Genomic DNA, 15,625 nt, shown 5'->3' on the forward strand with positions numbered 1-15,625 from the left:
ACAGCTGCCCGGGATGCCGGCGGAAAGCCCGCCTGGCTTCACGTAATTGCGGGCCTCGCCTCACGAGCGGCCATTGCACGATCCTAATGGCGCAGGACGCCTTCATCGTTGCTTCCGACTTGCGCGGCGACTCGCATAAAGCGCGCGCGAGATTCCGTGCCATTCCCATGGCCAGCCTTCCTCCTGTTGCTCTAAGCGCGCTTCTGAAGAAGCTGATGTTCTTGTTGGACAGCGCGGCGTCACAAGACCCGTCGCATCGTCAATGAGATCCTTCAGATGTGACCCACTCTCGCCGGCCGCATCCTTCTGGTTTCCCGCAGTACCGGGCATTTCGACATCGAGTTCTGAAATCGATTTCAAGATTAGTAAGAATTCGGAACTGCGGAGTCAAGCCGTTTTTTACGGGTGAAGCCCGCCTCATGGTCTCCGTCGGCTCCGCGTTGAGCAAGGTGGCTCAGCGCCGCTGAGGCTGGTTCTTCCAAGAAGAGGCTTTTGGATGCCTCGTTGCGAAGAAATCGATTTCAGTCTAAGGCGTGGTTCTCATATTCCTTCAGGAGAACCGCTCCATGTCCGAGACGCCCGATCTCATCCTCTCGACATCTGTCGCGCCCCACGTGCGCCTATTGACGCTGAATAGGACATCAAAACGAAACGCCTTGAGCAACCAGTTGATCGTGGAGCTTGGCGCCATCTTGCGCCGTGCCGCAATCGATGAGGATGTCCGCTGTGTCGTGCTTTGTGGCAGCGATGCGTTCTTCTCTGCCGGAGCCGACATCAAGGAGATGCGGGAGCGCGGCTTTGAGGCAATCGACAATTCCGCCCGACGTTCTGCCTGGGGGGATGTCGCCAATTTCCCCAAGCCTCTCATTGCCGCGGTCGAGGGCATTTGCTTCGGCGGCGGCCACGAATTGGCGCTGCTCGCGGATATCGTGATAGCAGGTGAAGGGGCGGTATTTGGGCAGCCTGAGATCAACATCGGAATATTGCCCGGCGACGGCGCAACGCAGAGGCTGACACGCGTGGCTGGCAAATCACTGGCCATGCTGATGATCCTGAGCGGCCAATCCATCACGGCGCGGAGTGCGATGCAGGCCGGCCTTGTGGCGGAAGTTGTCGAAAGCGGCAGGGCGCAGAGGCGAGCGCTCGAAATAGCCGATCTGATAGCGCAAAAGCCTCCCCGCTCGGCTGAACTTGCCAAAGCTGCCGTTCTCGCCGCCTTTCAGACCACGTTGGACGCCGGGCTCGAGTTCGAGCGGCAAGCGATACGTCACGCTTTCAGCACAGCTGACCAGAAGGAGGGAATGAACGCCTTCTTTGACAAGAGGCCGCCGAATTATCGCGGGAAGTAGCCCCCCGCGATTGGCTCGCACGCGGCGCCGGCGAAGCTCGCCCGCGCAACATGCGACATTCAACACTCCTTCGGCTCGACCGGGCCGGCGCTACGGGCGACGATCTCGTATTGGCCGGCCTTTGCCACGCCAATGTACATGTTCATCCTGCAGTGGCGCTTGCCCGGCACCATCTCCGCCGGCCCGCCAGGCCCTTCCGCAATCTTGGCGTGGTCAAGCGCGGCAGCGACAGCCTCGCGGTCAATTGTACCGGCTTCCCTCACTGCGGCTTCCCACAGCTTCAGTCCTCGATACGTGCCGGTCGCGGCGCTTCCTGCTGAGAACCGGAACTTGCCCGGAAACTGCTTTTCGTAGGCCGACTGAATTTTGGCGCTCACCGGATCTTCCGCCGCGAGCGCCTTGTAATAGTCGAGGCTGCTGGCGAGGCCTTCGATCTCGTGAGCCTGGTTCATTTCGAGCGTGTTCTCGTCATAGTAGACGCAGCCCAGCTGTCCCCCATTCCTAGAAAAGCCCGCTTCATAAAGCTGTTTGAAGAACGAGCCGACGCCCGGGGGGATAACACTGTTGAAGACCACGTCTACCTTGTTGGACGTGATGCGGCTCACGGTCGATGAAAAATCGATTTGGTCAAGCGGGTAGTACTCCTCGAACACCACCTCCCCGCCGCTGCTCTCGATCACCTTGCGCGCATAGGCATTGATTGTTTGCGGCCAGACGTAGTTTGATCCAGGCAGCGCGAAGCGTCTGCCACCGTTCTTGATCAACCACGGAATGAACCGGTCGCAATTCTGCGCCGGTACCGGCCCGGTGCAAAACAGATAGGGCGTGCACTCCCTGCCTTCGTAGGCCTGTGGATAGATGTAGAGCGTCTTGCCACGAGAGATGATGATGTCCTTGATGGCGTTGCGCATCGAGCTCGCAATGCCGCCGAGTACCAGGTCGACCTTGTCTCGTTGAATCAGCTTGCGGACATTGCCAACAGCGACGGACTCGTTGGACGCGGTGTCTTCGATCAGGAGGTCGATCGGGCGCCCCAAGAGACCACCGTTCTCGTTGATCTCGCTCGCGACCATGCGCGCGACATTGGCGTCGGTATTCCCGGCAAAGCCGAGTGCCCCGTAAGGTCGGTGGCAATGCCAATCCTGATCGGGCCTTCAGCGGCGTTGGCCCAGTCAGGACGGATCACCCAGCTGCCCGGGCCGGCCGCAATGGCCGCAGACACAAAGGCGAAATTGCCGAGAAAGCGGCGGCGGCTGAGTTGCCGGTGATCATTCAACATGGAACTGACCTCCCCTTGGCTCATGGCCTTAATCCACGCGCCCTGCTCTTTCCTGGGGGGCGCGGTAACCGGAACGCTATCCGTCATTTTTCGGTTTCAAGTCGGCTCTTCGGATCAACTTTTTAAAATCGCGAACGAAGTGCAGCAATCAGGACAGTCTGAAAAGCTCCCTCGCGTTCTCGCCAAGGATCCTGACCGCCAAGCGCTCTGCGTCTCGGGGGCGAAAGTAGCCGCTCGCAACTTTTTCTTTCAGAACCTCGCCGATGAGCCGGCGTGCGCCCTGTATCGCGGCAAATGTCTCCTCAACGTGAAGACAATCTCCTCCGATCATCATTCGCGATTCATCCGGCAAGACTTCAATAGCCTCGTGCAGGGCCAGCTTGAAATGGGACGGGCTCAACAGGAAGGACCAGCACAAATCGAGCCAAACATTGCGGTACACAAAAGCCATTCCCAACAAGTCCCGGCTCCAGGGATAGGCCAAATGCATCAGCAGAAAACGGGTCCGAGGATGACGCTCAATCAACCCGGTCATGCGTAGCGGGTGGGAGCCGCTTATGATTGCCGTTCCAAGATGAGTTTGGACTGGCAGGCCGGCTTCGCCTGCGAGCTGACAAAACAAATCGACGACAAAGTCACAGAAAGCCTTGCGCGCCGCAGGGGATGGAGACCTTTGTCCCCAGGCCTGCCGAGCGAGGTCCTCGTTCGGTTCGTCAAAGCTTAGATCGCGGTCATAGGCGAGCGCGTTTTTGAGCGCAACGTGATTGCGCCGGGCGCAGCCGGCTACGAGCTCCCGGATTGCGTCGCAATAATCGTCGAAGGTTTTCACCTCCATGCCGAGGCGCCGCAGCAACGTATGGCCGCAATTTCCATTGTGATCGCGAGATTCCGGGTGCCAGCCGAGGGCGAATGCATTGATCCGCAGGACCGCATCGTAACTTTGCCCTAGGACCGGCCGCGGATCCATCAACGGATCGAGAAAAGGGTCCGTTACGATCCTTCCGATGGCGGCGCGCCCAATGACTTCACTTGGCCATGTCGCCTCCCTGTGGCGCAAGCGCACCAAAGCGTCTACTGCCTCCCAGTTGTCGCGCGTGATTCCGGTTTCGGCGACGCCGTAAAGCTCGGCGACACCGCCGGCGAGGTTACGAACGAATGCATTTGAGCCGCTCCTCTCCAGGAACGGAGCAAGGGCCTCCCAGGTGGTTGGCTCGGTAGCGGTAGATAACATATCGCCAGTCGCCTTGGGCTCGGATGGCAGGACGTGGCTTGTCCAAGCCGCATAGCTCTGCTGGAACAGTTTCAAAAGATTCACGTCCCGGCTATGTGCGACCTCGGACATGTGATGTTCATGGACATCGACGACCTGGCACGCATTCACAAAATCGCTCATGGTTTTGGACATCGTCCCTCTCTGTTCAGTCATCGCAAGGAACTTCAACGCGCCATCTTTCGGGCGTGGGATGGCAGCCGGGACGCCTCTACGGCGCCAGATACGTCAAGAGCCGCGGGTCGTCGCGCAGCTGTTGCGACGGGCCCGACAGCGCGACACGGCCGCGATCGACCACATAGGCCTGCTCCGCGACGCGCATTGCGAGATCGAGATGTTGCTCGACGATGATGATCGCGATCTCTCTGGCTAGTTCGATCAAGCGCTCGGTGATCTCCTCGATGACGCCGATCCAGACACCCTCGGTCGGCTCATCCAGCAGGAGGAGTTTGGGGTTTCCGAGCATCGCGCGGGCGATTGCGAGCATCTTGCGCTCGCCACCGGACAACGTTCCGGCCGGCTGATCCAGACGCTGGCCGAGTTTTGGAAACATCATCATGACCCGGTCCACTGCCGATCTATCGCGGTGCAAAAGCGATCCGACGGCGAGATTGTCGCGCACCGACAGGCGCCCGAACACTGAATGCTCTTGCGGCACATATCCAATGCCGGCCCGCACCCGCTCTTCGGTTCGGCGGCGATCGATATCTTGGCCGTTGAATTGCACGCCGCCCCTCCATGCCGGCAGTTCGCCCACGATCGCCTTCATGAGCGTGCTCTTTCCGGCGCCGTTACGGCCGAGGACGGCCACACCGCCCCGCGGTGGGACGGTCATATTGACACCGAACAGCACCTGGCTGCGTCCGTAGCCGGCGTCGAGATGCTTGAGATTGAGGAATTCAGGCACGGCGCAAATAGATCTCCTGGACGCTTCTGTTGGCCTGGATCTCGGCAACCGTCCCCGACGCCAGAACCTTGCCCTGATCGAGCACGGTTAGCCGGTCGCAGATGTCTCGGATGAAATCCAGGTCGTGCTCCACGATGACAAGCGAGCAATGCTGCTTGATCGGCTGCAGCAACTCGCCCGTGACGCGGCGCTCCTCAAGGCTCATGCCACCGGTCGGCTCGTCCAAGAGCAGAAGGCGCGGCCGGCATGCGAGCGCCATCGCGATCTCCAGCCATTGCTGCTGACCGTGAGAAAGGGTCGCCGCAGCATCAAACGCGCGATCGGCGAGCCGGAACTGGAGGAGCAACGTCATGACCTCCTCGTGCAGTCGTCCCCGACTGCGCGAGAACGCCAGATCCAGCAGTGAGGACCGGGCCTGCAGCGCGAGCAGGATGTTGTCGTATAGCGTGAGGGTCGGTAGCACGGCGGTGATCTGGAATTTCAGGCTCATGCCCGCTCGCGCACGCTCTGGCGGCGTCAACGAGGTGACGTCAGTATTGATGAATGTCACCTTGCCTCGCGTCGGCACTAGCGCACCTGCAAGACACTTCATCAGCGTGCTCTTGCCCGAGCCGTTCGGCCCGATCAGGCCATGAAACTCTCTCTCGCCGACGCTGAGCGCCGCTCCGTCCAGCGCGGTGAGTTTGCCAAAGACCTTGGAGATGCCGGCGGCTTCAAGGAGCGGCATTGCGCTTCTCCTTCAGGCTCGGGCCGAAATGACCTACACGTTCCCGCTCGCCCAGCACGAGGCTGATCAAGCCGAGGGGGCGGAACAGAATGACGAGCAACAGCAAAACGCCGAGAATGATCGGCCAGATATCGCGATAATTGTCGGAGAGCCAGAAGCTGAGGCCCTCAACAATCGCGGTGCCGATGACCGCACCGATCAATGTCCCGGAGCCGCCGAACAAGACGTAGAGCACGACCTGGGTAGACATGACCACGCCCAGCATGTTCGTCCAGACGAAGCCCTCGTGAAACGCATAGAGGCTGCCGGAAGCACCTGCGATCGCGCCGCTGATTGCGAATATGATGGCCTTCAAATGCTGCACATTGTAGCCGAAGAAGGCGATGCGCTGTTCATTCTCTCGCAATCCCGCCAGTGCCAGACCGAACTGCGACCGCAGCAAAAAGCGCGACAGAAGGTAGATCAGAACCAGAATGGCGAGAACCAGATAGTAAAATCCTGGTCCCTCGCTCAATTCGTGCGAGCCGATTGTCATCGGCGGGATCGAAGGGATACCGTTCTGGCCGCCAAGATAATGAGAACCCCGAGCGAGCCGATCGGCTGCATAAGCTCCGGTCATAGTACCAAGCGAAACGAAGACCACACTGGAGGGGTGACGGCCAAGCAGCAGGAAACCTGCCAGCAACAATGCCGCTACAAAACCGATCAAGGTTCCGGCCGGAAGAACGGCAAAAATCGATGCGACCCCGAAATCGCGTGAAAGCAGCGCCACACCGTAGCCGGCCGTGCCGAAGAACAACGACTGACCCAAGCTCAAGATCCCGGCATAGCCCCACACCAGGTCGAACGACAACGCGAAGAGGCACAGGATGAGCACTCGCGTTGCATAGACAGTGATGTAATCCCGCAGGACGAGCGGTGCGATCGAAGCGGCAATCAGCAATGCCAGTTCGAGAATTGGAAGCACCTTCGTTCGCCCTGCGATGGCAGATGCCATGACGGGCGAACGAGCAGCTTCAATCACGTGTGGCGGGGGCTGTGTGCCAGTGCCGGTCGATGACATCAGCACTCCTTCGGATCGACCAGGCCGGCGCTACGCGCGACAATCTCGTACTGGCCGCCCTTCGCCACTCCAATGTACATGTTCATCCTGCAGTGGCGCTTGCCGGGCGCCATTTCGGCAGGCCCGCCCGGCCCTTCCGCAATCTTCGCGTGGTCGAGGGCGGCGGCTACCGCGTCGCGGTCAATTGTGCCGGCCTCCTTCACTGCAGCCTCCCACAGCTTTAATCCTCGATAGGTGCCGGTCGCGGCGCTGCCTGCCGAGAACCGGAACTTGGCTGGAAATTGTTTGTCGTAGGCCGATTGAATCCTGGCGCTTACCGGATCCTCCGCCGCAAGCATCTTGTAGTAGTCGAGGCTGCTCGCGAGCCCTTCAATCTCTTGGGCCTGGTTCATTTCCAGGAAATTTTCGTCGTAATAGACGCACCCCAGCCGCCCGCCGTTTTTGGAGAAGCCGGCTTGATAGAGCTGTTTAAAGAACGGGCTGACGCCGGGCGGGACAATGGCGTTGAAAACCACGTCGACTTTGTTGGATATGATCCGGCTAACTGTGGAGGAAAAGTCAATCTGGTCGAGCGGGTAGTATTCTTCAAAGACGACTTCGCCACCGCTGCTCTCGATCACCTTGCGTGCATAGGCGTTGATTGTTTGCGGCCAAACATAATTGGAGCCAGGCAGGGCAAAACGCTTACCACCATTTTTGATCAACCAGGGAATGAACTGGTCACAATTCTGTGCCGGTACCGGTCCCGTGCAGAACAGATAGGGCGTGCACTCTTTACCTTCGTAACCTTCCGGATAGATATAGAGCGTCTTGCCGCGAGAGATAATGACGTCCTTGATCGCATTGCGCATCGAGCTCGAGATACCGCCAATCACCAAGTCGACCTTGTCTCGCTGGATCAGCTTTCGCACATTTCCCACGGCGACGGATTCGTCGGAGGCAGTATCCTCAATCAGGAGTTCGATCGGGCGTCCCAACAGGCCGCCGGAGTCGTTGATCTCCTTGACCAGCATGCGAGCGACATTGGCGTCAGTGTTGCCGGCAAAGCCAAGTGACCCGGTAAGATCGGTCGCAATGCCAAGCCTGATCGGGCCTTCCGCAGCATTTGCCCAATCCGGGCGAATTATCCAGCTGCCCGGACCCGCCGCGATGGCGGCGGAGGCGAAGGCGAAATTGCCGAGAAAGCGGCGGCGGCTCAGTTGACGGCTGGCGTTGATCATCGGTTGACCCCTCTTCCCGAAACAAGGCCTTGCGGCCGGAACTTGATGAAAATGATGGCAAGCACGAACACCAGAACGTCGGCGATAACCGGTGACATCAGCCAAGGCAGCCAGGCACTGAACGTGCCGATGACGCCGGCGCCAGCGACTGGGCCGGCGAAGGACCCGACCCCACCGACCATCACAGCAACGAAACCCTGGATAAGAAAGCGGATGCCGAGATCGGCGAACAATGAAAAGACCGGCACGATCAGCGCGCCGGCGAGACCCGCGAGTGCCGCACCAAATGCAAAGGTGACGCTGTAGATCATGCCCGTGGAGATGCCCGAGGCACGCGCCAGCTGTGGGTTCTCCAGCGAGGCGCGGACTCGCAGGCCGAACGAGGTGTAGGCGAGCAGAGCATGGCTCGCGGCCATGACCAGCAAAGTGATGATGACGATGACGCCGCGCCAGGCGGCGAAATGCAGACTGCCGATCGTGATAGAGCCACTGATTGGCTCCGGCACCGAGAGATACAGTCCCCCGGTCAGGCCGCGCACGGCTTCGCGAATGATCAGCCCCAGCGCATAGGTGCCAAGCATGGCGACGATTGGAGCGGCATAGAATCGGCGCACCACGAGTTTTTCCAGGACGAAACCAAGCGTGCCGACCGCGACGGGCGCGGCAAGCATGCCGAGCGGGACCGGCAAACCGACGCTGTGCATGAGATAAGTGACGTAAGCGCCGAGCAGGACGAACTCGCCTTGGGCGAAGTTGAAGATGCCCATCATGCTGGCAATGATCCCGAGACCGAGCACGACCAGCACAACAATGGCACCGAAGCTCAAAATCTCGAAGGTCGCGATAAGTAGCGTATCCATGCTGCTGCGTCACATTCCTTGGGCTTGCGAGCACAGCTTCTTCACGCCGACCGCGCGAAGGCGTGAGCTACTCGTTGGAATGCGAAGGGCTGCTGTCACAAGAGCGCTCCTGGAAGGTCATCCCGGCAATGGGAGTTGCAGGCGATGGTGGGCTTCTAGGGCGGCCCGCCTGTCGGCGCTTCATTCACGACATGCGGCTCGAGATTGCCTAGATCAACGTAGGGAGATTTGGGTAATGTTGGGTAATGTTGGCCAGGCGACCGACATTGCGGACACGTTAAAGAGGTCCTACGGCGGGTCGCCGGCCGTTCTCGCCAGCCCAATTTCGATGCAGCCAAAAGCGATAGAGAGCTATCCGCATGCCCTCACCGCAGGCTCCCGCAAACGCGCGCGTCGTTAGCGCCTACCGAACTATCGGAGGAAACCAGAAGAGCTGACGCACCATTTGCGATGGCCGCAGGCCGTGAGTTCAGCACCGAGAAGGCATCAAGTCATTGTGGCCGAGCACCTGGCTTGCCGACCAGCGGAAATGTGAATTCAATTCCCGCACCCGCAAACGTGGTCCACAGAGTCTGCAGCAGATCGTCGGATGCGGGAGGCGTGTCATTGTACTCTTCGAGCCGCCTGATGACGGCGCACGATAACCCGCTTCGCTCGGCCAACTGCTTCACCGACCAGTTCAGCATCCCCCATGCGGCTCGCAATTGCCTCCCCGTGAGCTTCGATGCGGCTCTCCGCTCCCTTGCGAGTATATCGTAATGCGCGTCGATCTACACGCCGAGCCACTCCCTTACACCGCCATAGCTGTTGCCGAGCGGTACAGCGTGCATCGATGGCAACGAGAAGGTCGCTGTCGGCGCAGTGATCATCGAGTCCGGCATCTGGGTTGCGACGATGACGGGCTTGGCAACAAGCCGGCAGGCCCTGACGAACTCCTTTTGCCGGCCCAGCACCTCCTCAGGGGGATTTCAACCCTGAGGTCGCCTCGCGCGACCATGATGGCGTCTGACAAGTGGATCATATCCCAATACGATCAAGCGCCATCGGGGTCTCGATCTTGGCAACGCCACCGGCGGCCTCACCGATCAAAGCTCGTGCCTCGACCAGGTCAGATGGTTTCTGAACAAAGGACAGCAACCCAGTCGACGCCAAGCTCGAGGCCGAACGCAAGATCGGCTCGATCCTTCTTGGTTAGAGGCGAGATCTTGAGCAGCGCGCCTGGCAGGCTGGCGCCCTTGTGATCACGGATGACGCCGCCGATCACAACGCACGCCATTCTCCGTTCAGAACCGAGCTTTTCGACGACTAGCTAGACGAACGCCCATCGTCAATGAGCAGGGCCTGACCGGGATAAGCGGCTGCGAATATTTCTGGATGAGGCCGCGGGATTGACTGCTTCCCGCCTGTCTCTTAGCGCGAAGCAGACCGTCTCCCCGGCATCCAGCGCGAGCTTGCCTTCATCGAGCCGGCCAATGCGGATCTTCGGGCCTTGCGGATCCTGCAGCACGCCGATCGGCCGATTGAATTCCAGCTCCAGCGCACGGATCGAGACGAGCACACGGGCGTGATCGTCATGGGTCCCCGCGGCTGAAGTTCAGCGTGAAAGTATCAGCCCCCGAAAGATAGAGCGCACAAAGCTTTTCAGGTGATGCGGTTGCCGACCCAACGGTTGCGACAATCTTGGCATGGCGTGAGCGGCGCATCGTGCCCCTCTAGTTCAGAAGATAAGTTCAGCATCAAACGAGATAGGGCCGCTCACAAGGTATTCAAAGCGAGCTGGCCGACGTTGCGCACTTTCGCTCTCTCCACCGTCCGTCGTTGCTGGACCAAGAGGTGAAAACACTGCACTTATGCACCGGATGCCGCCGCCGTCTGTCCCTGATGGGTGGATTGTACGATGCTGTTCACCGCGCGGTAGGCGAACACGATGGCTGGTCCGATCGTAATGCCGGCCCCAGGGTAGATCCCACGCATCGGTGAAGTCATGTCGTTGCCGCAGGCATAAAGACCTGCGATCGGCACGCCGTTTCCATTTAGGACCCTTCCGCCAGGATCCGTTGACAGGCCGGTCGCAGTTCCAAGGGTCGCCGGGACAATCGGGAGCGCAATGAATGGCCCGTTCTTGATAGCTCCAAGGTTCGGGTTTTTCTTTCCAACCGCGGGATCTCCCAGGGTTCGGTTGAAAGCCGATTCACCGCGTTTGAAAAGCGGATCGCGCCCTTCAGCTGCGTGGGCATTATGTTCTTCAACGGTCTTTTGGAGCTCTTGCGGGTCGAGGCCCAATTCCGCCGCAAGCTCCGCAATCGTCCGGCCAATCTCGATGTAACCCAAGCGGGCATACTTCTTGATACTCAAAGTCCAGGGCCAGGGGAGCAGGTGTCCCATGCCTCTGAGGCGGACGAATTCCTTGTCGCAGATGAAATAGAACCGCTTGTCCGCCGGATAGCCGCTATTGAACATGGCAAGACAGATGTCATGGTACGAATTGGATTCATTGACGAAGCGCTTAGCATTTGGCCCCACCGCGATGACACCTGGACGGCCACGATCGAGCCAGCCGTACGGGACCACTTGCGAGGAGCGGCCGTTCCTGAGGATCGACACGGGCGTCCAGAATCCACTCGATGCAACGTCATTATCGATCGCAGCTCCGAGCCTGCCTGCGAGCGCAATGCCGTCTCCTGTGACATCGCTGTGGGCCAGCGTATCATTGTGCTGGTGGGCTCGGCTGAGCTGGGCTCGCAATTTACCGTTCCGCGCAAAGCCACCGGTTGCCAGGATTACTCCGTGCGAGGCTCGGACGCGGAGATCCGTGCGATCCCGCTTGAGGAGTGCGCCAGTAACTCTCCCTCCCTCCCTCATCAGATCAACCGCTGGGCAGCTTGGCCAGATTTCAGTGTCGTATCTGCGAAGGCTTGCCAATAACCGCGCGATCAGAGCATTGCCGCCACTGAGTTCAGTGCCCCTCCTGTAGCGCAGCCGGTCGCCTGCGTAGCGGCTGACCCGGCGAAGGACGTGCTTGAGCGAGGCAGCCGACTGGAAGGGATTGAGAAAGCTTCTGACCTCGCCGGACGAAATCATCATGCCGCCGAGCACGACGCGAATCGGATCACTTATCAGGTCGAAATCCTTGCCGAGAAGCCGTCCGTCGTAAGCTGCGGGGCTCAGCGCCCGGCCCATGTCGATCCCGCCGATCTGGCTCGAATGATAATCCGGAGCGGAGGCCAGTGTGAACTTGACTTCACTCCCATTCTCCAAGCTGGCGAGCGCCGTTGGGCCGTCTTCAAGATAGGCATCCACGAAGTCGGGGCGATAGTAATCGCCAAGTTCGTGTTGCAGATAGATCTTCGCATTCGCAATCGAATCATCGATTTTCGCCGCTCGAGCCTGCATTGAGCATGGAACCCAGATCATGCCGTTCGAGAGGGCGGTCGTGCCACCGAGCCGGCCAGACTTCTCGCATACCGTCACGCGAAGTCCGGCTTTTGCCGCATAGAGCGCCGCGGACAGCCCGGCAGCGCCGCTGCCGATCACGAGCACGTCCGTCTCCCAATCGTGCGTCGGCTTGTTCGCTTTGGAGGAGGAAGCGGTACTAGGTTTCAATTTGGTGATCGGGTTGTTCATTCCTGCCTCGGTGCAGATTTCTGCATTGATTGCTGACGCTTTCGCGGGAGCGGAACGGCTTTGAATTCTTCGGCTGCAGCTTTCACCGCCCGCTCGATCGGAATCCGTTCGATGGAGGAGGCGCCAACGAAACCGACACATCCGGTAGACCGGTAGACTTCCGAGGTATCCTGGGGCTCGGCGATTGCCCCGCCATGGCAGAGAAGGATGACTTCCGGCCGAACGGCTTGAGCGGCAGCATTGATCTCGTTGATGCGCCTGATGGCCTCTTCGATCGACTGTCCCGCCTCATGACCCACAAGCCCGCCGCGCGTTGCGCCGACATGTGGGACAATGCAGTCGGCTCCCGCGGCTGCCATCGCCTTGGCATCGTGCGGGCTTGCGACATAGGCGAGGGAGAAGATGTTCTTCTTGCGGGCCGCCGCGATCAGCTCGACCTCACGCTCGAAGCCGAGCCCGACGCGGCCACGACGCTCGCGCCATTTCTCACCCATCGTTGAAATGGTCGGGTAATTGATCACGCCGGAGAATCCGGCAGCCCAGAACTTGTCCAAGAGATCATCGAGCTCGAGCCGGAGGGGATCCCAGGCCTCGACACCGCCTATAACAGGAACCGAGGAGACGACGTTGCGGATCTCCGCCGCGAGCTCGAGCGTGCGCGCATTGGAATCGCCGATCCGGCTCGTCGGCAGCCCCATCAACCGCGACAGCCCGGTGCTGTAGACCACGAGCATGTCGGCGCCGCCGAGAGCTGCGCATTTTGCGACGAGGCCGCAACTGCTCGCCGCGGCAAGCACTGCCTTTCCAGCCTCAACTTGAGCTGTGATCTTTGCGAGTATTTCGGCCCGATCAAACATCCGCAACTGATGAATCTCCTGGTGTCAATTGTTCGACGATCCACGATGCGGCCGCCTCCGCAAATTCCGGATCATTGATGTGACAATCCAGCTCGCGGGCGATGATCGATCGCGGCAGATGTCGCCTGACCGCGTCGAACCAGGCCCTATCGGCTTCAGGATTTCGAAAGATGCCGCCGTCCCGGTCATAGTCAGAGACCCCCTTGACCGGCCACAGAACGAGGGCGGGCGCCTTTGCTTGCGAAAGGCGCTCGGCTGTGAGCCTGCCTATGCGCTCATTCTCCGAGACGGTCGTACGCATGAGCGTCGTGAAGGGGGTATGCGAATAGAATTGGCGCTCCTTGAACTCGGCAGGCACGCTCGAGGGAGGGCCAAAATTTACCATATCGACGGCCCCCGGGGCGATGAGCTGCGGAATCATGCGGCGAGATGCTGCTTTGAGCCGACCCGGACCCGCACTAGCGGTGCCGCCGACAAGCTCGTCAGCGAGCTCGGTTGTGGTCAGATCGAGCACCGCATCGAACTCGCCGGCGGACACGAGCTGCTCCATCTTGCGGCCCCCGGCGCCATTGGCCGGAAAGACAATCGCGTCGATGCCTGCCTCTGCCAGCCGCGCGACACAGCGATTTGCCGCCGGCGTCGTGACCCCAAAGGCCGTGATCGCAACCGTCTTCTTCTTCCGCCGATCCTGAGCGGGCACATAGCGCATCGCCGCAATGGCCCGCCCCGCATTGTCCAGAACGCGTTCGGTGAACGCGTTGATCCCGAAAAGATCGACCAGGGTCGGATAGAGGATGATGTCGTTGTGGAGGGCCAATTCGGCCAGGAGGGCTGGCCTCGCGCTGCTCACCAGTAGCTTCGGGAATCCATACGGCAAATCCGATACAACTTCACCGAAGACCGCGCTGCCTTTGCCGCCCGCCACGCCGACGATGGCGTCGATCGCACCTGATCGGAGGAGCTCCTTGACCTCTTCACGCGCGCTTGCAGCTATTTCCCGCAAGACCTCGGCGGGTGAAACCACGCGTGCATCGCTGCTGTTCCTCCGGTTTGATGTGCCTACATCAATCGTAAGAGTCTTGCGGCCCCACTGTTCGATGACGCGCGCGAGATAAGCGGTTTCGCGGCCCTTTGTGTCCAGGGTTGCGACGATCGCGGCCATGCCCGCAGGATCGCACCGCTGACCATCCCGGATCGACCTTTCGTCGTCCGCGTAATGGTGAGACACGATCTTCCTCCTGGACGTTTCTGGACACCTGGAGGTCTAGATCGGAGTGAAATGGCCCATAAGCCCGGATACGAGCGCGATTGGGTAAAGTTGGGTAGCTCCAAGCGGCCATAGCAGCAGCCGCTTCATCCTGAGCGCCACCGTAACGAGGGAAGCCGCCTCTCCCCTTTGCAAGGAGGCGAGCGTCAGCTGGCGGAGCTTTGTGGTTTGGGCCGCCCGCATCGTCGGCGCGCTCCGAGACAAAAAGATGCCGCTGCCGGAATCTTCCAGCAGCGGCGCGAGTCAGGGAGGAAGCAGACGAGCCGGTCTGCTAGCGGATCCGTAGGACGCAGCGATAGCTCGCCCGGAATTTTCTACCCGAGACGCTTCACGGGCCCTTTTTCAGAACGAGCCGAACTCGGGCAGCATCGGCAAATCGTATCCGGCTCACAGCAAGGCGCGGAGAGGCTACTCAAGCAAGAACGGCTATGACGGCGTTAGCGTTCATCGCATCCAGCCGAGCCCGGCTCCCCCGCCGAAGAAAGACATGACATTGCTCCCCCAAAGATCGACGAGTGGTGGTCTAGACCTCGATGGAATGGCGTGTAAGATCGGCGAAAGGTTCAAATGGGTAGGATTGGGTAGAACCGTGAGAGCCAATGTCTTTGGTCGCCTTGCCGCAAGTCTCCCCTCGCCTCGCGGTGATCAGATAACGATCTATGCGCCGTCACTGCGGACTCTTCCGCAGAATGCCATGCTCGTCATGGCTACACTTCCTGTCATCGACTGGAACGACTGCCTCGTGCGGGACTTGCACGCGAGCCCCAAGGCGCCCCCTTGCTGCTATGCGGCCGTCGTCATGATCGATCCCTTTGCCTGCTGGGAAGATCTCGGAGATCTGTTACAGGATGCAAAGATGACCGGAGTGACGAATTTTCCGCCAGCCTGCATGATTGAACGGACATCGGCAGGAGTGCCGCTCGATCGCGGTCAGGAGCTCGAGCTTCGCCGTATGGAGTGGTTTGCAAGGCGCGGGTTCAAAGTCCTGTTTATCGCGGCGGACGAGGCAAAGATGACAGCAGCGGAGCAACGGCTTGGTTCGCAGCTGGATGGGGCCGTCTATCTGCGACCCGAGGCGCTTGCGCTGCCGATTGGATCGGATATCGGGCTCGTAAGCCTTGGCTCTCATGGATCGTCGTCGGTACCGAGGTTCTCCCTGGAGCAGGCCGCCACGGCCAAGCAGCCGCTACGACGGGCATGAG

General features: G+C 60.1%; 11 protein-coding genes and 2 pseudogenes. 2 read left to right on the forward strand and 11 right to left on the reverse strand.

Annotated elements, in window-relative coordinates:
• Positions 1 to 566: 566 nt before the first annotated feature.
• Complete coding sequence (locus ACVJ19_RS00805) at positions 567 to 1,349, forward strand: enoyl-CoA hydratase-related protein (protein ID WP_028144089.1); 783 nt, start codon at positions 567 to 569, stop codon at positions 1,347 to 1,349.
• Between the two features lie 59 nt (positions 1,350 to 1,408).
• Here the strand turns inward: ACVJ19_RS00805 and ACVJ19_RS00810 are convergent.
• From ACVJ19_RS00810 to ACVJ19_RS00860, 11 genes and pseudogenes are all read right to left on the reverse strand, one after another.
• Positions 1,409 to 2,628, reverse strand: a pseudogene (locus ACVJ19_RS00810) (substrate-binding protein).
• Between the two features lie 148 nt (positions 2,629 to 2,776).
• Positions 2,777 to 4,033 carry an amidohydrolase family protein gene (locus ACVJ19_RS00815; RefSeq protein ID WP_157158159.1) on the reverse strand — a complete coding sequence of 419 codons (1,257 nt, stop codon included), beginning with the start codon at positions 4,031 to 4,033 and terminating at the stop codon, positions 2,777 to 2,779.
• Between the two features lie 76 nt (positions 4,034 to 4,109).
• Entirely contained in the window at positions 4,110 to 4,805 is a 696-nt protein-coding gene (locus ACVJ19_RS00820; RefSeq protein WP_018645256.1) for an ABC transporter ATP-binding protein, read from the reverse strand.
• Positions 4,798 to 5,532 carry an ABC transporter ATP-binding protein gene (locus tag ACVJ19_RS00825; protein WP_018645257.1) on the reverse strand — a complete coding sequence of 245 codons (735 nt, stop codon included), beginning with the start codon at positions 5,530 to 5,532 and terminating at the stop codon, positions 4,798 to 4,800. Before ACVJ19_RS00825 ends, ACVJ19_RS00820 begins: the two co-directional genes overlap by 8 nt.
• Positions 5,519 to 6,529, reverse strand: a complete 1,011-nt coding sequence (locus ACVJ19_RS00830; RefSeq protein WP_018645258.1) for a branched-chain amino acid ABC transporter permease — start codon at positions 6,527 to 6,529, stop codon at positions 5,519 to 5,521. The genes ACVJ19_RS00825 and ACVJ19_RS00830 overlap by 14 nt, the downstream gene beginning before the upstream one ends.
• Before the next feature lie 65 nt (positions 6,530 to 6,594).
• Positions 6,595 to 7,815, reverse strand: a complete 1,221-nt coding sequence (locus tag ACVJ19_RS00835; protein WP_035711494.1) for a substrate-binding protein — start codon at positions 7,813 to 7,815, stop codon at positions 6,595 to 6,597.
• A complete protein-coding gene (locus ACVJ19_RS00840; RefSeq protein WP_035711497.1) occupies positions 7,812 to 8,675 on the reverse strand; it encodes a branched-chain amino acid ABC transporter permease in 864 nt (287 codons plus the stop codon). The genes ACVJ19_RS00835 and ACVJ19_RS00840 overlap by 4 nt, the downstream gene beginning before the upstream one ends.
• A gap of 845 nt (positions 8,676 to 9,520) precedes the next feature.
• A pseudogene (locus ACVJ19_RS00845) lies at positions 9,521 to 10,378 on the reverse strand (pyruvate kinase); the annotation flags it as partial.
• A gap of 145 nt (positions 10,379 to 10,523) precedes the next feature.
• Complete coding sequence (locus tag ACVJ19_RS00850) at positions 10,524 to 12,299, reverse strand: FAD-dependent oxidoreductase (protein WP_049802025.1); 1,776 nt, start codon at positions 12,297 to 12,299, stop codon at positions 10,524 to 10,526.
• Positions 12,296 to 13,156: a phosphoenolpyruvate hydrolase family protein gene (locus tag ACVJ19_RS00855; protein ID WP_035711502.1), complete on the reverse strand. Its 861-nt coding sequence runs from the start codon at positions 13,154 to 13,156 to the stop codon at positions 12,296 to 12,298. Before ACVJ19_RS00855 ends, ACVJ19_RS00850 begins: the two co-directional genes overlap by 4 nt.
• Entirely contained in the window at positions 13,149 to 14,318 is a 1,170-nt protein-coding gene (locus ACVJ19_RS00860; protein ID WP_035711506.1) for a Tm-1-like ATP-binding domain-containing protein, read from the reverse strand. Before ACVJ19_RS00860 ends, ACVJ19_RS00855 begins: the two co-directional genes overlap by 8 nt.
• A 799-nt stretch (positions 14,319 to 15,117) precedes the next feature.
• Here ACVJ19_RS00860 and ACVJ19_RS00865 point away from each other — a divergent pair.
• Positions 15,118 to 15,624, forward strand: a complete 507-nt coding sequence (locus ACVJ19_RS00865) for a hypothetical protein (protein ID WP_018645264.1) — start codon at positions 15,118 to 15,120, stop codon at positions 15,622 to 15,624.
• Position 15,625: the final 1 nt, after the last annotated feature.

The sequence above is a fragment of the Bradyrhizobium sp. USDA 376 genome, from assembly GCF_054063675.1.